The organism is Pseudomonas xionganensis, from assembly GCF_009763245.1.
Taxonomy (GTDB): Bacteria; Pseudomonadota; Gammaproteobacteria; order Pseudomonadales; family Pseudomonadaceae; genus Aquipseudomonas; species Aquipseudomonas xionganensis.
This window is the reverse complement of record NZ_WKJZ01000003.1, coordinates 173,006-193,622: the sequence shown is the minus strand read 5'-3', so window position 1 is coordinate 193,622 and position 20,617 is coordinate 173,006. Positions and strand designations below refer to the sequence as shown.

General features: G+C 65.0%; 20 protein-coding genes. 7 read left to right on the top strand and 13 right to left on the bottom strand.

Features of this window, described 5'->3' with window-relative positions; translation table 11 throughout:
- Window positions 1-14: 14 nt before the first annotated feature.
- Entirely contained in the window at window positions 15-782 is a 768-nt protein-coding gene (locus GJV18_RS15765; RefSeq protein ID WP_160347325.1) for a YdcF family protein, read from the top strand.
- 102 nt (window positions 783-884) lie between these two features.
- Here the strand turns inward: GJV18_RS15765 and lnt are convergent, their stop codons facing one another.
- The 5 genes from lnt to miaB all read right to left on the bottom strand — a co-directional run bounded on the left by lnt (window position 885) and on the right by miaB (window position 6,434).
- Window positions 885-2,405: an apolipoprotein N-acyltransferase gene (gene lnt, locus GJV18_RS15760; RefSeq protein WP_160347323.1), complete on the bottom strand. Its 1,521-nt coding sequence runs from the start codon at window positions 2,403-2,405 to the stop codon at window positions 885-887.
- 147 nt (window positions 2,406-2,552) lie between these two features.
- Complete coding sequence (locus tag GJV18_RS15755) at window positions 2,553-3,392, bottom strand: HlyC/CorC family transporter (protein ID WP_160347321.1); 840 nt, start codon at window positions 3,390-3,392, stop codon at window positions 2,553-2,555.
- A gap of 40 nt (window positions 3,393-3,432) precedes the next feature.
- Entirely contained in the window at window positions 3,433-3,891 is a 459-nt protein-coding gene (gene ybeY / locus GJV18_RS15750; RefSeq protein WP_160347319.1) for an rRNA maturation RNase YbeY, read from the bottom strand.
- Window positions 3,884-4,888: a PhoH family protein gene (locus GJV18_RS15745; RefSeq protein WP_160347318.1), complete on the bottom strand. Its 1,005-nt coding sequence runs from the start codon at window positions 4,886-4,888 to the stop codon at window positions 3,884-3,886. Before GJV18_RS15745 ends, ybeY begins: the two co-directional genes overlap by 8 nt.
- 220 nt (window positions 4,889-5,108) lie before the next feature.
- The gene (gene miaB, locus GJV18_RS15740) at window positions 5,109-6,434 is read right to left on the bottom strand and encodes a tRNA (N6-isopentenyl adenosine(37)-C2)-methylthiotransferase MiaB (RefSeq protein WP_160347316.1); all 1,326 of its coding nucleotides are present in this window, start codon (window positions 6,432-6,434) and stop codon (window positions 5,109-5,111) included.
- 135 nt (window positions 6,435-6,569) lie between these two features.
- Between miaB and GJV18_RS15735 the strand changes: the two genes are divergently transcribed.
- Window positions 6,570-6,893 carry a DUF1820 family protein gene (locus GJV18_RS15735; RefSeq protein ID WP_160347314.1) on the top strand — a complete coding sequence of 108 codons (324 nt, stop codon included), beginning with the start codon at window positions 6,570-6,572 and terminating at the stop codon, window positions 6,891-6,893.
- 125 nt (window positions 6,894-7,018) lie between these two features.
- On the opposite strand, the gene GJV18_RS15730 is transcribed toward GJV18_RS15735, so the two are convergent.
- From GJV18_RS15730 to GJV18_RS15705, 6 genes are all read right to left on the bottom strand, one after another.
- Window positions 7,019-7,561 (bottom strand): tetratricopeptide repeat protein, encoded by a 543-nt coding sequence (locus tag GJV18_RS15730; RefSeq protein ID WP_160347312.1) that lies wholly within the window; start codon window positions 7,559-7,561, stop codon window positions 7,019-7,021.
- A gap of 91 nt (window positions 7,562-7,652) precedes the next feature.
- Window positions 7,653-8,309: a hypothetical protein gene (locus GJV18_RS15725; RefSeq protein WP_160347310.1), complete on the bottom strand. Its 657-nt coding sequence runs from the start codon at window positions 8,307-8,309 to the stop codon at window positions 7,653-7,655.
- Between the two features lie 34 nt (window positions 8,310-8,343).
- Window positions 8,344-9,633, bottom strand: coding sequence for a glutamate-1-semialdehyde 2,1-aminomutase (gene hemL, locus GJV18_RS15720; RefSeq protein WP_160347308.1), 1,290 nt, complete (start codon window positions 9,631-9,633; stop codon window positions 8,344-8,346).
- 51 nt (window positions 9,634-9,684) lie between these two features.
- Window positions 9,685-10,311 carry a thiamine phosphate synthase gene (gene thiE / locus GJV18_RS15715; protein ID WP_160347306.1) on the bottom strand — a complete coding sequence of 209 codons (627 nt, stop codon included), beginning with the start codon at window positions 10,309-10,311 and terminating at the stop codon, window positions 9,685-9,687.
- A 25-nt stretch (window positions 10,312-10,336) separates the two neighbouring features.
- Window positions 10,337-11,131 (bottom strand): hydroxymethylpyrimidine/phosphomethylpyrimidine kinase, encoded by a 795-nt coding sequence (locus GJV18_RS15710; RefSeq protein WP_160347304.1) that lies wholly within the window; start codon window positions 11,129-11,131, stop codon window positions 10,337-10,339.
- 26 nt (window positions 11,132-11,157) lie between these two features.
- On the bottom strand, window positions 11,158-11,916 hold the full coding sequence (locus GJV18_RS15705) for a substrate-binding periplasmic protein (RefSeq protein WP_160347302.1): 759 nt from the start codon (window positions 11,914-11,916) through the stop codon (window positions 11,158-11,160).
- 169 nt (window positions 11,917-12,085) lie between these two features.
- Here GJV18_RS15705 and GJV18_RS15700 point away from each other — a divergent pair, with 169 nt between their 5' ends.
- From GJV18_RS15700 to GJV18_RS15690, 3 genes are all read left to right on the top strand, one after another.
- Window positions 12,086-14,467 (top strand): hybrid sensor histidine kinase/response regulator, encoded by a 2,382-nt coding sequence (locus GJV18_RS15700; RefSeq protein ID WP_160347300.1) that lies wholly within the window; start codon window positions 12,086-12,088, stop codon window positions 14,465-14,467.
- A 120-nt stretch (window positions 14,468-14,587) separates the two neighbouring features.
- A complete protein-coding gene (locus tag GJV18_RS15695) occupies window positions 14,588-15,244 on the top strand; it encodes a TetR/AcrR family transcriptional regulator (protein ID WP_160347298.1) in 657 nt (218 codons plus the stop codon).
- Window positions 15,241-16,890: an acyl-CoA dehydrogenase family protein gene (locus GJV18_RS15690; RefSeq protein WP_160347296.1), complete on the top strand. Its 1,650-nt coding sequence runs from the start codon at window positions 15,241-15,243 to the stop codon at window positions 16,888-16,890. Before GJV18_RS15695 ends, GJV18_RS15690 begins: the two co-directional genes overlap by 4 nt.
- A gap of 18 nt (window positions 16,891-16,908) precedes the next feature.
- On the opposite strand, the gene GJV18_RS15685 is transcribed toward GJV18_RS15690, so the two are convergent.
- On the bottom strand, window positions 16,909-17,640 hold the full coding sequence (locus GJV18_RS15685) for a hypothetical protein (protein ID WP_160347294.1): 732 nt from the start codon (window positions 17,638-17,640) through the stop codon (window positions 16,909-16,911).
- Between the two features lie 104 nt (window positions 17,641-17,744).
- Here GJV18_RS15685 and GJV18_RS15680 point away from each other — a divergent pair, with 104 nt between their 5' ends.
- Both GJV18_RS15680 and amn read left to right on the top strand, forming a co-directional pair.
- Window positions 17,745-18,074 carry a DUF3703 domain-containing protein gene (locus GJV18_RS15680; protein ID WP_160347292.1) on the top strand — a complete coding sequence of 110 codons (330 nt, stop codon included), beginning with the start codon at window positions 17,745-17,747 and terminating at the stop codon, window positions 18,072-18,074.
- Window positions 18,075-18,139: 65 nt separating this feature from the next.
- The gene (amn, locus tag GJV18_RS15675) at window positions 18,140-19,612 is read left to right on the top strand and encodes an AMP nucleosidase (protein WP_160347290.1); all 1,473 of its coding nucleotides are present in this window, start codon (window positions 18,140-18,142) and stop codon (window positions 19,610-19,612) included.
- 1 nt (window position 19,613) lies between these two features.
- Here amn and GJV18_RS15670 read toward each other — a convergent pair whose 3' ends face one another.
- Window positions 19,614-20,585, bottom strand: coding sequence for a threonine dehydratase (locus GJV18_RS15670; protein ID WP_160347288.1), 972 nt, complete (start codon window positions 20,583-20,585; stop codon window positions 19,614-19,616).
- Window positions 20,586-20,617 lie beyond the last annotated feature (32 nt).

Below are 20,617 nucleotides of genomic sequence, written 5' to 3'. Positions count from 1 at the left end.
TCCTGGAGGTGCCGATGCCGTTTCGCTATATCTTCAAACAATTGCTGATGCCGCCGGGCGTTTTGCTGCTGCTGTTGCTGCTGGGCTGGGGCCTGCGCAAGCGCTTTCCGCGGCTGGCCCTGGTGTGCCTGTTGGCTGGCTTCTCTGGATTGTGGCTCAGCAGTCTGCCGGTTGTGGTGCAGCAGGGCGCACGCTGGCTGGAAAGCGAGCCGGCCCTGGCCCAGGAGCAGTGGCCAAACCTGGCTGAGCGCGCGGAGGTGATCGTGGTGCTGGGTGGTGGGCGAGAGCAGAATGACCCGGGCTGGGGCGGGGATCAGCCCAGTCTGCTGGCCCTGGAACGGATACGCTATGCCGCGCGCCTGGCCAGGGCCTCGGGCTTGCCGCTGCTGACTTCAGGCGGCCTGCATTACGGTCAGCCGCCCAGTGAGGCGGCGCTGATGGCGAGCGTGCTGGCCGAGGACTATGGCCTGCAGGTGCGCTGGCAGGAGGGCGCCAGCCGTACCACCTGGGAAAATGCTCTGTATAGCGCGGCTATGCTGCAGCAGGCCGGGATCAAACGGGTGCTGCTGGTGACCCAGGCCTGGCATATGCCGCGGGCGCGCTGGTGTTTCGAGCAAATAGGGCTTGAGGTGGTGGTGGCCCCCGTTGGCTTTCTTGGCGTGGCCCATGGCCGCCCGGCAGGCGGTTGGCTGCCGGAGAGCAAGGCGCTGTGGCAGAGCGGTCTGTTACTCAATGAAGCATTCGGCCTGATGCTTTATCCATTGGCCTACGGCCAGCCTTAGGCTAAAGGCTGCTGTGCCCTAGGGTGGGCTGTGCGCACCAACTTCCCAGTCAATTGCGCAAGTTGACACCAGGGTGCTTGCATCCGGTGCGCACGGCGCACCCTACAGTGTCTTGGCCATACGGCTGGCCAGCAGGGTCCAGCCCAGAATCAGACTACACAGAATCAGCAGCGGCCAGGCGCGCCAGCGCAGATAAGGGGTCAGCCCCTGCATCGGGGTGACCTGGCCATGCAGCACGCCTTGCTCGAACTGCGGCAGTTGCTGGCTGATACGGCCAAAGGGGTCGATCAGCGCCGTGACCCCGTTATTGGTGCCGCGAATCATCCAGCGCCCCGCCTCCAGGGCGCGCATCTGGGCCATCTGCAGATGCTGCAGGGGGCCGATGGAGCGGCCGAACCAGGTGTCGTTGCTGATGGTCAGCAGCAGCTCGCTCTGCGCCGCCAGGCCGGCGGCAAACTCCGGGTAGACCACTTCGTAGCAGATATAGGCGGCAATCCGGTAACCCTGGGCCTGCAGCAGTGGTTGTGCGCTGGAGCCGCGGGCGAAATCCGACATGGGCAGATCGAAGAAGGCGATCAGCCCGCGCAGCACTTCCTGCAGCGGCACGTATTCGCCGAAGGGCACCAGCTTCTGCTTGAGGTAGTCGCCGCTGCCCTGGCCGACCACGCTGATGCCGTTGTAGTAGCGCGGCTCGCCGCGCTCGTTGGCCTGGCGAATGGGGACGCCGGTGATCAGTGCGGACTGGCGCTCATTGGCGAAGCGGCCCATGCCGTCCAGATAGCCCAGGGCATATTCCTTGAGCACCGGCACGGCGGTCTCCGGCCAGACGATCAGGTCGCTGCGCGGGGCGTTGAGGGTCAGGTCACGGTACAGCAGCAATTGGGCATTGAGCTGGGCCGGGTCCCACTTGAGGTTCTGCTCGATATTGCCCTGCATGGCGCTGACGCTGAGCGGCTGGCCGGCGGCCTGGGTCCAGGCGCGATCTTTGAGTGCCAGGCCGCTGACCCAGGGCGCCAGCAGCAGAAGTACGGCTGCCGTACAGAAGAGCTTGTGCTGGCGCAGGCGCGGCAGGTTGACCAGCAGCGCTGCACTGAGTGCCAGGGCAAAGGACAGCAGCCACACTCCGCCCAGCGGCGCCAGGCCCGCCAGCGGGCCGTCCAGTTGGCTGTAACCGGCGTAGAGCCAGGGAAATCCGGTAAGAAACCAGCTGCGGAAGGCTTCCTGGGCCAGCCAGAAGGCGGCAAAGGCCAGGGCGTCGGCCAGGGGTGCTTCCACCCGGCGCAGCCAGCGCGCCCACAGCCAGGCGGCCAGGGCGAACAACAGACCAAGGCCGGCGACGAACAGCAGGGTCAGAAAGGCGGCCAGGGGCGGGGAGGCGGCGCCGTAGTCGTGGATGCTGACATACACCCAGCTGGTGCCGGCCAGAAACAGGCCGAAGCCATAGCACCAGCCGCGCACTGCCGCCTGGCGGGGCAGCAGATCACGCAGGCCCAGGTAGAACAGGGCAATGCTGAGCAGGGCCAGGGGCCAGAGATCGAAGGGGGCGAGGGCCAGTGGGGTGATGGCGCCAGCGGCCAGGGCGATCAGATGGCCAGGCCAGCCGGGTTGCGTGATCCAGCGCATGGTGCGTCCTTGAACGGAAATTCTGGCCGGCAAGGGTACTGCAAAGGTGCGGGCCCCGGAAGCGGGGCAGGAGAATGGGCTGGGCCTGTTCGTCTAGGTGGATGGCTGCGGCCAGCCACCCTACCAATGACGGTGTGCGAGCCTGGCTTAGCGGCTGATCGGCGACAGGCGCAGCAGATGGATACGGCGGCTGTCGGCATTCAGCACGCGGAAACGGAACTCGCCGATCTCGGTCACTTCGTTGCGCTTGGGCAGGTGGCCGAAGGCACTCATTACCAGGCCGCCGACGGTGTCGAATTCGTCGTCGGAGAATTCGGTGTCGAAGGCTTCGTTGAAGCTGTCGATGGGGGTCAGGGCCTTGATCAGATAGTCGCCGGACGGCAGCGGCTTGACGTAGCTGTCTTCCTCGACGTCGTGCTCATCTTCGATATCACCGACGATCTGCTCCAGCACGTCCTCGATGGTCACCAGACCGGCCACGCCGCCGTATTCGTCGATGACCACGGCCATATGGTTGTGGTTGGCGCGGAATTCGCGCAGCAGCACGTTGAGGCGCTTGGACTCGGGCACGAAGGTGGCCGGGCGTAGCAGGTCCTTGATATTGAAGCCGGGCTGGTCGCCCTCAAGGATCAGCGGCAGCAGATCCTTGGCCAGGAGGATGCCGATCACATCGTCCAGGCTCTCGCCGATCACCGGATAGCGCGAGTGCGCGGCCTCGATGATCGAGGGCAGGAATTCCCTGGGGTGCTGACCAGCCTTGATGCTGATCATCTGCGAGCGCGGCACCATGATGTCGCGTACCTGCAGGTCGGCTACCTGGATGGCGCCCTCGACAATGGCCAGGGCCTCGCTGTCGAGCAGTTTGTTCTGGTGGGCTTCGCGCAGCACCTCCAGCAGTTCTTGACGATTCTTGGGCTCATGAGCAAAAGCCTGGGTCAGTCGGTTGAACCAGGACTTCTGCTCGTTGCTCGATCGGTCTTCGCTCATGGTGGTTACTCAGGAACCTTTTCTGATGTCAGTTGGAGAATCATTCGTGGTCGGCGTAGGGGTCGGGATACCCCAGTTCGGCAAGCAATGCGCGTTCCAGTGCTTCCATTTCCTCGGCCTCGGCGTCAAGGATATGGTCGTAACCGAGCAGATGCAGGCAGCCGTGGATGACCAGATGGGCCCAGTGGGCTTCCAGGCTTTTGCTCTGTTCCTGGGCCTCGCGCACCACCACGGAGACGCAGATCACCAGATCGCCCAGCAAGGGGATATCCAGTAACTCGTCCGGCACGTCGGCGGGGAAGGACAGCACATTGGTGGCGTAGTCGCGCTGGCGGTAGGTGTGATTGAGCTCGCGGCCTTCGGCCTCGTCCACCAGGCGGATGGTCAGTTCGGAGTCGGCCGTGCGCTGGCGCAGGGCGAGTTCGCACCAGGTGCGAAACTGGGCTTCGCTCGGCAGGTCTGGCGCGCAGCTGGCGAGCTGCAGATCAAGCTCAAGCATTGGGCTCATCCTGCTCGTCGATCAGCTTGCCGTGCATGCGGCTGTCATAGCGCTCGTAGGCTTCGACGATGCGCTGCACCAGGGGGTGGCGCACCACATCCTTGGGCTTGAAGTGGGTAAAGCTGATGCCTGGCACCTCGCGCAGCACGTCGATCACATGGGTCAGGCCGCTCTTGGTGCCACGGGGCAGGTCGACCTGGGTGATATCGCCGGTGATCACCGCGGTGGAGCCGAAGCCGATGCGGGTGAGGAACATCTTCATCTGTTCCAGGGTGGTGTTCTGGCTTTCGTCGAGGATGATAAAGCTGTTGTTCAGGGTGCGCCCGCGCATATAGGCCAGCGGCGCGACCTCGATCACCTGCTTCTCGATCAGCTTGGCTACCTGCTCGAAGCCGAGCATCTCGTACAGCGCGTCGTACAGCGGGCGCAGGTAGGGGTCGATCTTCTGCGACAGATCCCCGGGGAGAAAGCCCAGCTTTTCGCCGGCTTCCACCGCCGGGCGCACCAGCAGGATGCGGCGGATCTGCTCGCGCTCCAGGGCGTCCACGGCGCAGGCCACTGCCAGGTAGGTCTTGCCGGTACCGGCCGGGCCGATGCCGAAGTTGATGTCGTGTTCGAGTATGGCCTTGACGTAGCGCTGCTGGTTCGGCCCGCGGGGGCGGATCAGGCCCTTGCGAGTGCGCAGGGTGACGCTGGACTCGACGGTTGGGTTGACCAGCTCCTCGATCCCGGACTCCTGCAGGAACAGATGGACCATGTCCGGCGACAGTTCCGTGCTCTGGGTTTCCCGGTACAGGCGCTGCAGCAGCTGTTCGGCCGCCTTGGTCTTGTCATGGGCACCGAGCAGTTCGAACTGATTGCCACGGTTGCGGATCTCGATGCCCATGCGCTGTTCGATCAGGCGCAGGTGTTCGTCGAGTTGGCCGCACAGGTTGGCGAAACGACGGGCTTCGAAGGGTTCGAGGATAAAGCGCAGGGGAGCTGTGGGTGTGTTCAAGGTCGTGTGATGGCCGCCAGTCGGCTGGGGTAGTGGGCGAAGAATAACGCCAGGTGTCGGGATGGGAAAGCTCGCTTTGTCAGACTTTAGCCGCGTCTTATAACGCGCCGGCTGCCGACCCCGTGGCCGGCAGCCGCTCGTTTGGCTTGCGTGGGGTGGATGGCGCCTCGCTCATCCACCCATCATGCCGCCAGGGTGGATGTAAAAGGCGACATCCACCCTACAGCAAGCGGCCGCGCAGGGAGTGGGGCAGAGCCTCTTCGATCAGCACGTCGACGAACTGGCCGATCAGGCGCGGATTGTCGCAGGGGAAGTTGACGATGCGGTTGCTCTCGGTGCGGCCCTGCAGCTTGCCCGGGTCCTTCTTCGAGTAGTCGGTGACCAGGATGCGCTGGGTGGTGCCGGCCATGCGCCGGCTGTTCTCGAAGCCCTGCTGATTGATGCGGTTCTGCAGAATGGCCAGGCGCTGCCTCTTCACCTCGTCCGGGGTGTCGTCGGCCATGTCGGCGGCCGGGGTGCCAGGGCGGGCGCTGTAGACAAAGGAGTAGGAGAAGTCGAACCCCACGTCTTCGATCAGCTTCATGGTCTGCTCGAAGTCCTTTTCGGTTTCGCCGGGGAAGCCGACGATAAAGTCCGAGCTGATCAGGATATCCGGCACCGCGGCGCGCAGCTTGCGGATGCGCGACTTGTATTCCAGGGCGGTGTGGTTGCGCTTCATCGCCGCAAGGATGCGATCCGAGCCGGACTGCACTGGCAGGTGCAGGTACTTCACCAGCTGCGGGATCTCGGCATGGGCGGCGATAATCGCGTCGGAGAACTCCAGCGGGTGGCTGGTGGTGTAGCGGATGCGTTCGATGCCGTCCAGTGCCGCCACCGCATGCAGCAGCTCGGCGAACTCGACGATGCGCCCGTCCGGCGCTGTACCACGATAGCCGTTGACGTTCTGCCCGAGCAGGGTGACTTCCTTGACGCCTTTGTCGGCCAGCTGGGTGATTTCCAGCAGCACATCGGCCAGCGGCCGGCTGACTTCTTCGCCGCGGGTGTAGGGCACCACGCAGAAGGTGCAGTACTTGCTGCAGCCTTCCATCACCGAAACGAAGGCGCTGGGGCCGTCGACCCGCGGCTCGGGCAGGCGGTCGAACTTCTCGATCTCGGGGAAGCTGATGTCCACTTGGGCGGTCTTGGTGGTGCGCGCGGCGTCGATCATTTCCGGGAGCCGGTGCAGGGTCTGCGGGCCGAAGACCACGTCGACATAGGGCGCGCGGTCGCGAATCGCCGCGCCTTCCTGGCTGGCCACGCAGCCGCCGACGCCGATCACCAGATCCGGATTGGCCAGCTTCAGTTCACGCCAGCGGCCGAGCTGGGAGAACACCTTGTCCTGGGCCTTCTCGCGGATCGAGCAGGTGTTGAGCAGGATGATGTCGGCATCCGCTGCCTTCTCGGTGACTTCCAGGGCTTGATGTTCGCCCAGCAGATCGACCATGCGCGAGCTGTCGTACTCGTTCATCTGGCAACCGTGGGTTTCGATATAAAGCTTCTTGGTCATGCGCGCTCAACAAGGGTGCTCAAAGAACCGCGCATTATAGGGGGCAAGTGCCTGGGTTCCTAGCGTTGCCTGCCGGGTGGCTATGCTATGATCCGCGCCCCGCACATTTAATCCAACGGTACGAACTGCATAGCCATGAGCAAGCGCGAACCCATCTACAAGGTGATCTTCCTCAACCAGGGACAGGTTTTCGAGATGTATGCCAAGCAGATCTTCCAGAGTGATCTGTGGGGCTTCCTGGAGGTGGAGGAGTTCGTCTTCGGCGAGCGCACCCAGGTGGTGGTCGACCCCAGCGAAGAAAAGCTCAAGGCGCAGTTCGATGGCGTGGTGCGCAGCTTTATCCCCATGCACGCGATTATTCGCATCGACGAGGTGGAGCGCCTGGGCACGCCGAAGATCAGCGAGGCCAAGGGCGGTGGCAATATCATGCCGTTTCCCATGCCGATGCCGGATAAATAGGCTGCAAGCGCGCAGGGTGGATGTCGCTTTTTACATCCACCGCTCGTAGTCCGCGCGGTATTCGGTTAAGGCTACTGGTGGACAACCCGGCGTGGCTTTTCACGGGGTGGTCATCCACGCTACCGCTAAGGTGCGAAGGGTGACAGGTTGTCGCTGCTCTGCAACTCCAGCAGGTAGTTGCGGAAGATCTGCCCCAGTACCTGGCCGGCCAGCTCCAGCTGCTCGCGGGGCATCTGCTCGGCAATCATATCGGCGCTGTCCATGGCCTCGTCGGAGCCATTGACCGCCGCCATCTTCAGAATGATATAGGCCTGTACGCTGTTGGCCGGTACGGCCTCGCCGCGGAAGAACATCATGCCGAGGCGGTACTGGGCCTGGGCATGGCCCTTGAGCGAGGCCTGTTCAAACCACTTCAGCGCCTGGTCGAAGTCGCGCTCGGTGCGTTTGCCGTCATAGTAGAACTCACCCAATTCGTATTCGGCCTGCAGGTCGCCATTTTCGGCGGCCAGCTGGCAGGCGGCCACCGCGTCGGCCAGGTCTTCGGGGGCGCTATTGAGTGAGCAGGTGCCGGGAGCGGGGATGAGCAGGGTGTTGCCGCCCGCCTGGGCCAGCAGCGGAAGCAGGAGCAACAGGCAGCCCAGAGACAGGGTGCGGCCGGTGCTTTTCATGAAAATCCGTTTACCTCGGGGTGCGGAGCGGCTTGGTGGCCGGCCGACAAACTGTGTCGGCCGGCACATTATGAAATAAGCCGTGGCCTTCTTACAAAGTCTTTGCCGGGTTTTCGTCCCGGGTGTGTGCCTGGTTGCTGCCCGGCAGGCTCAGCAGCAGCCAGGCCAGCAAGGGATAGGTCGGAGTCAGCAGGCCGTGGAACAGGTCGACCCGGCGCAGCGGGCCGATAAAACCCTCGGTGCCCACGGCGATACCAGCGGTCAGAAACAGCCCCACCACGGCCAGTGCCGCGACCAGGGGCAGACGCCGGGGCCACTGCACCGCCCCGGCATAGAGGATCAGCGCCAGGGTGGCCAGATTCAGGGCCAGGCGGTAGTCCTCCATATGGCCCATCTGCCGGAACAGTTCGAAGAAGGCGCACAGGCCGAGAATGATCCGCCCCCAGTTCGGTCGGCTCCAGGCCCAGCCGCGGCCCAGGGCCAGTGCCGCGGCGCCGAGCAGGGGCAGGGCAAGAAAGCTGCTGGCCTGGCTGAGCCACAGATGGGCAGACTGCCACTCAGGATCGACGCCATAGCGTACGACCCCTACCGTTGCAGCGGCCGCCGGCAGCAGAAAGCCCAGCAGGGCGCAGAACAGCGCGGGCTGGTCGGCCTCACCATAGTGGCGCCGCGCCCGGCCGACAAACCAGACGCAGGCGGCGCAGGCCAGGGCCAGCAGGGCGTCACTCAAGGCGGTGCTGTACTGCATGATTCCGGTTCTCTTGTGTGGCTATGGCCGGGCGTCAGGCTTTTTTCAGTTCGGCAAAGGCGCGCTCGGCGGCGTTCAGGGTGATTTCCAGCTCCTTGTCGCCATGGGCGATGGAGGTGAAGCCGGCCTCGAAGGCGCTCGGTGCCAGGTACACGCCGCCGTCCAGCATCAGGTGGAAGAAACGCTTGAAGCGCTCGGCATCGCTGGCCATCACGTCGTCGAAGGTGACGATATCGTCCGCACCGCTGAAGTACAGGCCGAACATGCCGCCGGCCTGGGTGGTGACAAAGGGGATGCCGGCGGCATCGGCGCGCTGCTGCAGGCCGTCGAGCATGCGCGTGGTGTAGTCGGTCAGCTCGGCGTGGAAGCCCGGGGTGCTGATCAGTTTCAGGGTGGTCAGGCCGGCGGCCATGGCCAGCGGGTTGCCGGACAGGGTGCCGGCCTGGTAGACCGGGCCCAGCGGGGCGATGCAGGACATGATTTCGCGCTTGCCGCCAAAGCAGCCCACCGGCATGCCGCCACCGATGATCTTGCCGAAGGTGGTCAGGTCCGGGGTGACCCCGTAGTGGGCCTGGGCGCCGCCCAGGGCGACGCGGAAACCGGTCATCACCTCGTCGAAGATCAGCACCACGCCGTGCTTGTCGCACTGCGCGCGCAGGCCTTCGAGAAAGCCCGGCGCCGGCGGCACGCAGTTCATGTTGCCGGCCACCGGCTCGACGATGATACAGGCCACGCTCTGGCCCACTTCGCCGAGCATCTGCTCGACCGCGGCCAGGTCGTTGAAGGGCAGGGTCAGGGTGTGTTTGGCAAAATCCGCCGGCACCCCGGCCGAACTGGGCACGCACTGGGTCAGCAGGCCCGAACCGGCCTTGACCAGCAGGCTGTCGGAATGGCCGTGGTAGCAGCCCTCGAACTTGATGATGGCGTCGCGGCCGGTATAGCCACGGGCCAGGCGGATGGCACTCATGGTCGCCTCGGTGCCGGAGCTGACCATGCGCACCATGTCCATGGACGGCACCAGGGAGCAGACCAGGTCGGCCATCTCGGTTTCCAGGGCGGTCGGTGCGCCATAGGACAGGCCGTGCTGCAACTGGCGGCGCACGGCGTCGAGCACCTCCGGATGGCCGTGACCGAGAATCATCGGGCCCCAGGAGCCGACATAGTCCACATAGCGCTTGTCGTCTTCGTCCACCACATAGGCGCCCTCGGCATGCTTGAAGAACAGCGGGGTGCCGCCGACGCTCTTGAAGGCGCGCACCGGCGAGTTGACGCCGCCGGGGATGTGCTTCTGGGCATGGCTGAAGAGGATTTCGGAACGGGACATGGCAGGGCCTCTCAATAGGTGAGTGGGGCGAGCGGGCTCGCCCGGAAAATATCAGTGCTTGGCGAACAGCTCGCTAAAGGCGCGGGCGCGACGCTCGACTTCGCTGGCCGAGTTGGCGGCGAACAGGGCGTGGATCACCGCCACCATGCTGGCGCCGCGTTCGATCAGGGCCGGGGCGTTGGCCAGGGTCACGCCGCCAATGGCGACGATGGGCAGGTTGAGCTGGTGCCTGGCCTGCTCCAACAACTCGACCGTGGCCGCCGGGGCGCCGGGCTTGGTCTGGGAATCGAAGAAGCGGCCGAAGGCCACATAGCTGGCACCTTCGGCCGCGGCAGCCTCGGCCAGCGGCAACTGGGCATGACAGGTGGCGCCGATAATGGCCTTGCGTCCGAGCAGGGCGCGGGCGGCAGCCAGGGAGCCGTCGCCCTGGCCCAGGTGCAGGCCGACGCCCAGGCGAGCAGCCAGTTCGGCGTCGTCATTGATGATCAGGCTGGCGCCGTAGCGGTTGCATAATTCGCCCAGGGCCTGGGCCTCGCGCAGACGGCGGGCCTCGTCGCTGGATTTGTCGCGGTACTGCAGCAGGGTCGCGCCGCCCTTGAGCGCCGCTTCGACATAGGGCAACAGGCGGCCTTTGAGTAGCTGGCTGTCGGTGATGGCATACAGGCCACGCAGTTTCATCAGGGACTCCATCGGCGGCTGTCTATCAACAAGCATCCAGCGGCAGGCGCCGTGGAATGTACTGGCCATGGCCCGGCTGCTCGGCATCACGCAGGGTGCGCCAGGTGTAATCGAGGGCCAGTTCCACGGCGCTGACCAGCTCCTGGCCGATGGCCAGGCGGCCGGCCAGGGTGCTGGCCAGGGTGCAGCCGGAGCCATGGTAGTTGCCGGGCAGGCGTTGGCAGACGAAGGTGTGGCAGCTGCCGTCGCGGCTATACAGTCGGTTGTGCACTTCGTGCTCGTCGCCATGGCCGCCGGTGATCAGCAGATGCTGAATATAGGGCAGCAACTTCTCGGCACATTCATCGGCCGTGCCTTCGGGCAGTTCGGCCAGGATGCGCGCTTCCGGCAGATTGGGGGTGGCGATAGTGGCGATGGGCAGCAGGCGCTCGCGCATGGCATAGCCCACCTCGTCCTTGCCCAGGGCGCCACCGCCGCCGGCGCGCAGTACCGGGTCGCAGACCAGCGGTATACCCGGCAGACGTTGCATGATTTCCAGCACGGTTTCGACCATCTCGACCGAGCCGAGCATACCGAGTTTGACCGCTTCAACCGGCAGGTCGCTGATCACCGCATTGGCCTGGGCCATTACCCAGTCGCGGTCGAGCACGCGAAAGTCACGGACGTTGACCGTGTCCTGCACGGTCAGGGCGGTTACCGTCGGGGCGGCATGACAGCCCTGGGCCAGCAGGGCTTCGATATCGGCTTGCAGGCCGGCACCCCCACTGGGGTCGTGACCGGACAGACAGAGCACTACGGGGCGGGAGGTAGGCGTTTTCATGGGGGGCGAGCTTACCATCAAAGCCACTATTGCAGCCCGTGCCTTTGCATGATGGTTTTTAATTCGCCACTGTCTTTGAGGGTGCGCAACCCTCGGTTGAAGGCCTCCATGGTGGCCTGTGACTGAGGTCGGTGGCGGGGCATGATCAGGTGCAGGGTGGGCTGGAGCAGGGCTGGCTCGATGCGCTCGAAGGCTGCCGCCTGTTCGGCAAAGGTCCGCTCAATGAGGTACTGAGCCACACTGAAATCAATGAAGATCAGATCGACTCGCCTGCTCAGCAGCCTGTCGAGGTTGTGCAGGTCATCCCGGGCATAGCTGCGCTTGATAAGCGGGGTATTGTCCAGCGCGGGGTGGTTGACATAGCCGCGTACCAGGCCCAGGCGCAGGCCTGCCAGGGCCGCGACCGCGCTATCGATATCTGCGAGTGTGATGGCTGGAACCGCCGGATTGTCTCGCAGCTTCAGCAGCCCCGCGGCGCCTGACGGAAACGCTTCGGAGAACAGCATGTCCTGGCGCACCTGCGGTGCATGGTACTCGGGGAAGACGCCGTCGACCTTGCCCAGCTCGGCCATCTGCAAGGCTCGGGCCCATGGGTAGAAGCGGATGGCCGTTTCCAGGCCGACCAGGTCAAAGGCACGTTTCACCACTTCGTGGGCATAGCCATGCTGGTCGAGCTGGCTGCCGGTGTAGGGTGGCCATTCCAGTGTGCTGAGTACGATCTGGCGGGGTTCGGCCTGGAGAGGTGTGGAGATAAGCAGCAGTGCGATAAGGATAATGCGTCGCATGGTGCAGTGACCTTTGCCGGATTCGTCACTAACTGTAGTCGCAGTGGCCGTCTCCGGGGTGTTTTGCATGGGCGCTGCCCCGGCTGCGTGTGCCTGCGCATATGCTAGAGTGCCTGCTGTTTGATAACCCCCTCGCCTGCAACCCCTTTCTGCGCTTTGGCTGGCTTGAATGCACTACATCCTGATTGGTCTTCTGATGCTTCTGCCGGCCTTGGCCGGTGCCGTGGTCTTTGATGACGACACCCGGCGTCTGCCTCTGGGGCAAGCCATGTATGTATTCGAGGATGTGCGTGGCGACGCCAGTATCAAGGAAATCAGCTCGCCAGCCCTGCAGGACAGTTTCCGCCGGCATGACAAGGCGGTACTCAACGCCGGCTATTCCCGGTCGGTATTCTGGTTGCGCCTGGATCTGCGCTACCAGCCGGCGCAGCCGAGCGGTATGCGGCCCTGGCTGCTGGAGCTGGCCTACCCGCCGCTGGATCATCTGGAACTCTATGTGCCGGACGATGAGGGTGGCCTGCGTCTGGCCCAGCGCACCGGTGATGCCCTGCCGTTTGCCAGCCGCCAGGTCAAGCAGCACAACTATGTGTTCGAGTTGCAGCTGCCGCCCTGGGAGGTACAGCGGGTCTATCTGCGCCTGGAGAGCCAGGGCTCGATCCAGGCACCCCTGACCCTGTGGGCGCCCAATGCCTATATCGAGGCGCAACCGGCGCGCATCTATGTGCTGGGCATTATCTACGGCGTGCTGCTGGTGATGCTGGTGTACAACCTGTTTATCTTCCTCAGCGTGCGCGATACCAGCTACCTCTACTACATCCTCTACATTGCCTCCTTCGGCCTGTATCAGCTGTCGGTCAATGGCGCCGCCATCGAGTATTTCTGGCCCGACAGCCCCTGGTGGGCCAATGCCGCCACCCCCTTTATGATCGGTGCGGCGGCGCTGTTCGGCTGCCAGTTTGCCCGCAGCTTCCTGCATACCGACGAGCACAGCCCCTGGGTCGACCGCCTGCTGTTGCTGTTGATGCTCTGCGGTGTGCTGGTGATGACCCTGGCCCTGACCAGCAGCTATGCCGTGGCCCTGCGCCTGGCCACTTACCTGGCGCTGATCTTCACCGTGGCAATCTTCGCCGCCGGTGTGCTGGCCTGGCTGCGCGGCATGCGCGTGGCCCGTTATTTCATCATCGCCTGGAGCGCCTTTTTGCTCGGTGGGGCGATCAACACCCTGATGGTGCTGGGTTACCTGCCCAATATGTTCCTCACCATGTACGCCAGCCAGATCGGCTCGGCGCTGGAGGTGGGGCTGCTGTCCCTGGCCCTGGCCGACCGCATCAACGCCATGAAGGAAGAGCGCACGCGCATCCTGCAGCAGGCCGGCGACAAGCTTGAAGCCCTGAACCAGGAGCTGGCCGACAGCAACCGCCTCAAGGACGAGTTCCTCGCCACCGTGACCCATGAGCTGCGTACGCCGATGAACGGGGTGATCGGCTCCCTGGAGCTGATGGAAACCCTGCCCCTGGAAGGCGAATTGGCCCAGTACCAGAAGACCGCTGCCAATTCGGCGCGGGACATGATGCGCATGGTCAACGACATCCTCGCCCTGACCGAACTGCAGGCCGGCAAACTTTACCCCCTGCGCGAGCCTTTCAGCCTGCGTGGCTTGCTCGATGGCCTCAAGGTGCAGTTCGCCCCCCGGGCGCAGGAGAAGGGGCTGAGTTTCAGCCTGGAGCTGGATGAAAACCTGCCCGATGTGCTGGAAGGCGATGCCGACAAGATCAGCCGGGCCCTGGCCTGCCTGCTCGACAATGCCATCAAGTTCAGCGCCCAGGGCGGCGTGATCCTGCGCGTCAGCCAGGTGCCCCAGGTCGAGGCGGGGCTGCCGCTGTTGTTTGAGGTGGTAGACAGTGGCGTGGGCTTTAGCGTGCCCATCCCCGCTGGCCTGTATCAGCAGTTTCAGCAACTCGACGGCTCCATGACCCGTCGCTACGGCGGCCTGGGCATCGGCCTGGCCATCTGCCGGCAACTGGTCGAGCTGCTCGGCGGCAGCCTGGGCCACGAATCACAACCGGGGCAGGGCAGTCGCTTCCATCTGCAGCTGACCCTGGCCTTGCCGGTGCACGCGCCGGCCATGGCGGCGCCGATGCGCCGGGCCATCAGCCCGGCCCTGAGGCAGCCGCAGCAATGCAAGATCCTGGTGGTTGAGGATGACCCCATCAACCAGCTGGTGCTGCGCGGCATGCTGCTCAAGCTCGGTTATCAGGTGTGTACCGCCGACAACGGCACCGAGGCCCTGGAACTGCTGCGCGAGAGCCCGGTGGATGCCGTGCTGCTGGATTGTCAGATGCCGGTGATGGACGGTTTTGCCACCTGCCGTGCCCTGCGTTGCCTGCCAGGCTGCGCCGAATTGCCGGTGCTGGCGGTCACCGCCAACAGCCACAGTGGCGACCGCGAGCGCTGCCTGGCCGCAGGCATGAGCGACTATATGGCCAAGCCGGTGAAGTTCGAGGAGCTGCGCCATCTGCTGCATCACTGGGTGCTGAGTCGCGAAGCCTGAGCTGACTCGGATATAAGCGTCAGTCTGTGGCGCTTATGCCCTGCTTTATGCCCCGAATCCCGCTTTTTCCAAGGTCTGAATCCTGATTCACTGAGTAAATAGTGAATCAGGATTCAGCTTATGGCTTATCGCACCACCGCCTTGCGCATCGACCGTGATCAGGCCCTGCGCACCCGCATTCTCGCCTGTGCCCTGCAGCGAGTGGCCAGCGGCGGTTTTACCGCCCTGACCATGCAGGCCCTGGCCGAGGACGTCGGCATCGCCACCGGCAGCCTGTACCGGCACTTTCGCAGCAAGGGCGAGCTGGCCGCCGAGGTCTTCAGCCTGGCCAGCCAGCGCGAGGTTGATGCCCTGGGTGAAATCCTGCGCGGCCCGGGTGAGCCTCTGGAGCGCCTGCAGCTGGGGCTGCAACGTTTTGCCGAGCGGGCCTGGCACAGTCGCCAATTGGCCTTTGCCCTGATCGCCGAACCGGTGGAGCCGGAGGTGGACGAGCGCCGCCTGCGCTACCGCGAAGCCTATGCAGCGCTGTTCGCCGAGCTGCTGGAGGCGGGCAACCGCCTGGGCCAGTTTCAGGTGGCCCAGGTCAACCTGATTGCCGCCTGCCTGGTCGGCGCCATTGCCGAGGCCCTGGTCGGCCCCCTGTCGCCCCAGGCCCGCGCCGCCCGCGAGGCCGGTCAGCCCGCCTTGAGTCTGTCCCAGGTCAGCCAAAGCCTGATCACCTTCTGTCTACGCGCCGTCGGCGCCCCATTGCCCCAGAAAGAGGAGCCGCAGCCATGAATGCCAGCCAGCACGCTGAAACCCACCAAGTGTTCAATCAGGTACCGCCGCTGGACGGCGCCAACCTCTATCGCCTCGACCTGCCCCTGCAGGAATGGACCCGCCGCTTTGGTGGTGCCTGGGCCGAAGACAAACTGGATGCCTATGGCGCCCTGGCCGGCGGCGAGCTGATGGCGGCGGGGTTTCTCGCCAACGAAAACAAACCGGTATTCAAGAGCCATGACCGCTACGGTCATAGGGTCGATCTGGTGGAGTTTCATCCGGCTTATCACCAGTTGATGAGCACGGCCATCGAGCACGGCATTCCCTCCATGCCCTGGACCGACCCACGCAGCGGTGCCCAGGTGGCCCGCGCCGCGCTTAACTACCTGCATAACCAGGCCGAGGCCGGCAACGCCTGCCCGCTGACCATGACCTACGCCGCGGTGCCGGCGCTCAAGTTGCAGCCGGAGCTGGCCGAAAAATGGCTGCCGAAAATCCTCTCGACCCAGTACGACCCGCGCAACCTGCCTATGGAGCAGAAGAGCGGGGTGACCATCGGCATGGCCATGACCGAGAAGCAGGGCGGCACCGACGTGCGGGCCAACACCACCCGTGCCTACCCGGTGGGCATCGGTGGCCCGGGGCAGGCCTATGAGCTGGTGGGGCACAAGTGGTTCTGCTCGGCGCCCATGTGCGATGCCTTCCTCACCCTGGCCCATACCGACAAGGGCCTGTCCTGCTTCCTGCTGCCGCGCCACCGCCCGGATGGCAGCCGCAACGAGTTCTATATCCAGCGCCTGAAGAACAAGCTGGGCAACTGGGCCAACGCCTCCAGCGAGGTGGAATACCGTGGCGCCCTGGCCTGGATGGTGGGCGAGGAGGGGCGCGGCGTGCCGACCATCATCGAGATGGTGTCGCTGACCCGCTTCGACTGCATGATCGGCTCCAGCAGCCTGATGCGTCAGGCCCTGACGCAGGCCGCGCACCACTGCGCCCATCGCCAGGTGGGTGGACGGGTGCTGGCCGAGCAGCCACTGATGCAGAACGTACTGGCCGATCTGGCCCTGGAAAGCGAGGCGGCCCTGGCCCTGACCCTGCGCATGGGCAAGGCCCTGGACAACCCCCATGATGAGCAGGAAGACAAGTTCGCCCGCCTGGTCACTGCCATCGGCAAGTACTGGATCTGCAAGCGGGCGCCGGCCATGATCAACGAGGCCCAGGAATGCATGGGCGGCGCCGGCTATGTCGAGGAAACCATCCTGCCGCGCCTGTACCGCGAAGCGCCGGTCAACTCCATCTGGGAAGGTTCGGGCAATGTGCAGTGCCTGGATGTGCTGCGTGCCCTGTCCAAGGAGCCCGGTGTGCTCGATGCGCTATTTGCCGAGCTGGGCGATGGCCATGGCGACGCGCGCCTCAAGGCGCATATCGGCAAACTGCAGGCGGATTTCCGTGATACCGCCGATATCCAGTATCGCGCCCGCCAGCTCACCGAAGATGTGGCCCTGGCCCTGCAGGCCAAGCTGCTGCTGGAGGCCGGCAACGCCACTGTATCCGATGCATTTATCGTCAGCCGCCTGGGTGAGGGTGGGCGGGTCTATGGCACCCTGCCGCGTGGTCTGGATGTCGAAGCGCTGGTGGCGCGGAGTACGCCGCATCTGGTCTAAGTCGGGCCTAGCAGGCTGCTAGCGTCTATACCAGACCATCCGCCCAGTATTGCTTTCGGTCACCAGGTATTGCTCGCTGAAGTGGTAGCGGGCGGCTGGCTGGAAGTCGCTGTGGCCGAGTAGCTGCACCTGCAGCAGACCATCGCGGCTTTGCCACTGGCCGCGGTATTGCAGCTCGCCGGGGCTGTCGGCGCTCCAGTTCTGCCCGCCGGCCTGGGTACGGTTCCACTGGCTGACGCTGCCGTCGGCATTCAGTTGCAGAATCTGCAGGCTGGTCATGGAGGCGTAGCTGGCGCTGGCACTGGTGATGATCTGCTCATGTACCCAGGTGCCGATCAGGCTCGGGTCGCGTAGCGGGTCCACCTCGGGGGTGGGAATGGGCGCAGGGGGCGGTGTATAGCGCTGGAACAGGGCATCGCGCTCCAGCACCTCGCCGGTTGCCGGGTTGCGTGCGGCGATGCGGGTGTTGAGCTGGTCGTTGGCATAGCTGGCATTGAGGTTGGCCAGGTGCTGGCCGGACTGCGCATCGTGGATGGCGGCGCTCAGCAGTTCACCATCGAACTGGCCCTTGAGTTGCAGGCGCAGCTGGCCGTTCTCCACATACTCCCCCGTCACCTCCTGGCCCTGGCTGTGCAGGATCAGTTCGCTCGGTACCTCGTCGAGCAGCGCCCGGTAGTGGCCATCCAGTTCGCTGGCCAGCAATGCGCCAGGCAGCATATAGAGCAGGCAAAGTGCAAACAGGCGTGACATTCAGGGCTCCTTGCTGACGCTGCACAAGGCAAGCGTAGCCTCTTGACCTGGGGGCCGCCCGCAGCTTGCAGACTGTGCCGGTCATTTATTTCAGGAGTGCCGTCATGACCCGTTCCCAAGCCTTTCACCATGAGCTGCAACAGGCGCGCATCCAGCGTCGAGGTGGTGATGCATTCGCCGAGCTGAATCATCTGGAGCGCGCCCATATCCTCGGCCAGCCGAGTTTTCTGCAGCACGGCTACAGCCACTGGCTGATGCTGCTGTGGGCCTGGCGTCAGCATGACTGGGCCGAGGCCGGCGCGCAGCTGCTGCGCCTGCCCGGCAGTGTCGGCTCGCTGCTGGGGCTGTATCCCCTGGGCAATCCCGGCACGCGCCGGGTCGGCCCCCTGACCCCGCAACCGCTGCCCGAGGATCTGGCCCGACTGCTGCAATGACGGCTATCCCGGCTGGCTGCGAGCAGGCAAGATAGAGCCCGTGTGCTCAACCAGGAAGGTGTCTTGTGAATCCCTGTGCCGATGATTTCGTGGTGGCCCATACGGCCGAAGAAGCAGTGGACCGGCTTGCCGAGCTGCATCAGCAGGCCAGCACGGCCCTGAGCCAGGCGCTCAAGCGCTATCTGAAAACCCGCAGCAAGCCGGATGCCGCCGAGCAGTGCCAGTTCCGTTACCCGGAGCTGCGCCTGACCTACCTGTGCCAGGGCGAGGTGCCCACCACTGTGCGCGCCTACGCCAAGGTGCAGGTGCCGGGTACCTACAGCGTCACCGTGACCCAGCCGGCGGCCTTTCGCAAATACCTGCTGGAGCAGTTGCAGCCCCTGATGAGCGACTTCACCGTGCGGGTGGAAGTGGGCATGAGTCAGCAGAACATCCCCTATCCCTATGTGGTCGAGCAGGGCGACGAACTGGCCGGCAGCGGGGTGACCGCCGCCGAGCTGGCGCGGGTGTTCCCCAGCACCGACCTGTCCGCCGCCACCGACGGCACCGCCGATGGCCTGTACGACTGGGAGAACACCGACCCGCTGCCGCTGGCACTGTTCGATGCGGCGCGGGTGGACTTCTCCCTGCGCCGCCTGGTGCATTACACCGGCAGCGACTGGCGCCATGTGCAGCCGTGGATTCTGCTGACCAACTACCACCGCTACGTCGACCAATTTATCCGCTATGGCCTGGACATGCTGGTGGGTGAATCGCGTTTCACCCGCATGGTGCTACCGGGCAATGTGGTGATCGAGCGCGGCATGGCCGAAGGCGAGATGCAGGCCATCATCGAGAACGTCATCTGGCACCGCTACCAGATGCCGGCCTACCACCTGCAGGCCGAAGACGGCCATGGCGTGACCCTGGTCAATATCGGCGTCGGCCCCTCCAACGCCAAGAACATCACCGACCACCTGGCCGTGCTGCGCCCGCACTGCTGGCTGATGATCGGCCACTGCGGCGGCCTGCGTCAGTCGCAGACCATCGGCGACTACGTGCTGGCCCACGCCTATATGCGCCGCGACGGCATCCTCGATCGGGTGTTGCCGCCGAACATTCCGTTGCCGGCCCTGGCCGAGGTGCAGCAGGCGTTGCAGGAGGCGGCCCGGCAGGTTACCGGGGAGCAGGGCGACGAGCTGAAGAAGCGCCTGCGCACCGGCACCGTGCTGACCTACGACGACCGCAACTGGGAGCTTCGCTGGGCCCAGGAAAGGCCGCTGATCAACCTGTCCCGCGCCGTGGCGGTGGACATGGAAAGCGGCACCATCGCAGCGCAAGGCTATCGCCTGCGGGTACCCTACGGCACCCTGCTGTGCGTATCCGACAAGCCCCTGCACAGCGAAATCAAACTGCCCGGCGCGGCCGGGGCCTTCTACGAACGCGCCGTGACCCAGCACCTGCACATCGGCATCGCCGCCCTGGAACTGATGCGCAACCAGCTCGACTCGCTGCACTCGCGCAAGCTCAGGAGCTTCGACGAGCCGCCGTTCCGCTGAGTCAGGCTGCGGCCGGCGCTTCGTCGCGCAGCAGTTCGGCCAGCGCCGTGCGGTCGATATTGGCGCCGCTGAGCACCACGGCCACGCGTTGGCCGGCGTTGTGTTCGCGCTCCTGCATCAGGGCGGCCAACGCTGCTGCGCCGGCACCTTCGGCTAGGTTGTGGGTGTCCTCGTGATAGGCGCGGATGGCGGCGCGGATTTCCTCGTCGTCCACCCGCACGATGCGCGCGGCGCCGGCGCGGATGATGTCCAGCGCCAGCTGCTGCGGCTGACGGCAGGCCATGCCGTCGGCCAGGGTGTCGGCGCGTTCGGTCTGCACCAGGCAGCCCTGTTCGAAGCTTCGCGCATAGGCGTCGGCGCCGCTGGCCACCACGCCGATTATCTCGGTGTCGAGGCCGAGCAGGTCACGGGTGCGAATCATCCCGCAGATGCCTGAGCCGAGGCCGATGGGCACATACACCCGACGCAGGTTCGGTACCGCTTCCAGCAGTTCCAGGGCATAGGTGGCCACGCCGCGCACCAGATCCTCGTGCAGGGATGGCACCCAGTGCAGGCCATCGCGTTCGGCCAGGCGTACAGCCTCGGCGCGCGCTTCGTCGAAGTCGCGGCCGTGCTCGATCACCTCGGCGCCGAGGGCGCGCATCGCAGCGTTCTTCTCGCGGGCATTGCCGTGCGGCACCACAATGCGGATCGTCAGACCCGCCGCGCGCGCTGCCAGCGCCAGGCTCTGACCGTGGTTGCCGCGGGTGGCGGTGACCAGCCCGCGCACCTGCGGCTCACGGCGCCGCAGGGCGTCGATATAGACCAGCCCGCCGCGTACCTTGAAGGCGGCGGTGGGGGCGTGGTTCTCGTGCTTGACCCATGTCTCGCAACCCAGGCGCTGGGCCAGTAATGGCCAGGCCAGTTGCGGCGTGGCTGCCATATGGCGGTGAACCAGTTCAGCGCTCTGGCGCAGTTGGGCGAGGTCAAACATGACGGGCACTCCGGGTGGCGTTGACCTCGATG

Excerpts from the sequence above, each read along its gene's own strand:
- GJV18_RS15695 (WP_160347298.1), top strand. The coding sequence starts at position 14,588 with ATGGCTTATCGCACCACCGCCTTGCGCATCGACCGTGATCAGGCCCTG.
- GJV18_RS15705 (WP_160347302.1), bottom strand. The coding sequence starts at position 11,916 with ATGCGACGCATTATCCTTATCGCACTGCTGCTTATCTCCACACCTCTC.
- GJV18_RS15725 (WP_160347310.1), bottom strand. The coding sequence starts at position 8,309 with ATGCAGTACAGCACCGCCTTGAGTGACGCCCTGCTGGCCCTGGCCTGC.
- miaB (WP_160347316.1), bottom strand. The coding sequence starts at position 6,434 with ATGACCAAGAAGCTTTATATCGAAACCCACGGTTGCCAGATGAACGAG.
- GJV18_RS15700 (WP_160347300.1), top strand. The coding sequence starts at position 12,086 with ATGCACTACATCCTGATTGGTCTTCTGATGCTTCTGCCGGCCTTGGCC.
- GJV18_RS15710 (WP_160347304.1), bottom strand. The coding sequence starts at position 11,131 with ATGAAAACGCCTACCTCCCGCCCCGTAGTGCTCTGTCTGTCCGGTCAC.
- GJV18_RS15765 (WP_160347325.1), top strand. The coding sequence starts at position 15 with ATGCCGTTTCGCTATATCTTCAAACAATTGCTGATGCCGCCGGGCGTT.
- GJV18_RS15670 (WP_160347288.1), bottom strand. The coding sequence starts at position 20,585 with ATGTTTGACCTCGCCCAACTGCGCCAGAGCGCTGAACTGGTTCACCGC.
- GJV18_RS15690 (WP_160347296.1), top strand. The coding sequence starts at position 15,241 with ATGAATGCCAGCCAGCACGCTGAAACCCACCAAGTGTTCAATCAGGTA.
- GJV18_RS15730 (WP_160347312.1), bottom strand. The coding sequence starts at position 7,561 with ATGAAAAGCACCGGCCGCACCCTGTCTCTGGGCTGCCTGTTGCTCCTG.
- GJV18_RS15680 (WP_160347292.1), top strand. The coding sequence starts at position 17,745 with ATGACCCGTTCCCAAGCCTTTCACCATGAGCTGCAACAGGCGCGCATC.
- lnt (WP_160347323.1), bottom strand. The coding sequence starts at position 2,405 with ATGCGCTGGATCACGCAACCCGGCTGGCCTGGCCATCTGATCGCCCTG.
- hemL (WP_160347308.1), bottom strand. The coding sequence starts at position 9,633 with ATGTCCCGTTCCGAAATCCTCTTCAGCCATGCCCAGAAGCACATCCCC.
- GJV18_RS15685 (WP_160347294.1), bottom strand. The coding sequence starts at position 17,640 with ATGTCACGCCTGTTTGCACTTTGCCTGCTCTATATGCTGCCTGGCGCA.
- GJV18_RS15755 (WP_160347321.1), bottom strand. The coding sequence starts at position 3,392 with ATGAGCGAAGACCGATCGAGCAACGAGCAGAAGTCCTGGTTCAACCGA.
- thiE (WP_160347306.1), bottom strand. The coding sequence starts at position 10,311 with ATGAAACTGCGTGGCCTGTATGCCATCACCGACAGCCAGCTACTCAAA.
- GJV18_RS15735 (WP_160347314.1), top strand. The coding sequence starts at position 6,570 with ATGAGCAAGCGCGAACCCATCTACAAGGTGATCTTCCTCAACCAGGGA.
- ybeY (WP_160347319.1), bottom strand. The coding sequence starts at position 3,891 with ATGCTTGAGCTTGATCTGCAGCTCGCCAGCTGCGCGCCAGACCTGCCG.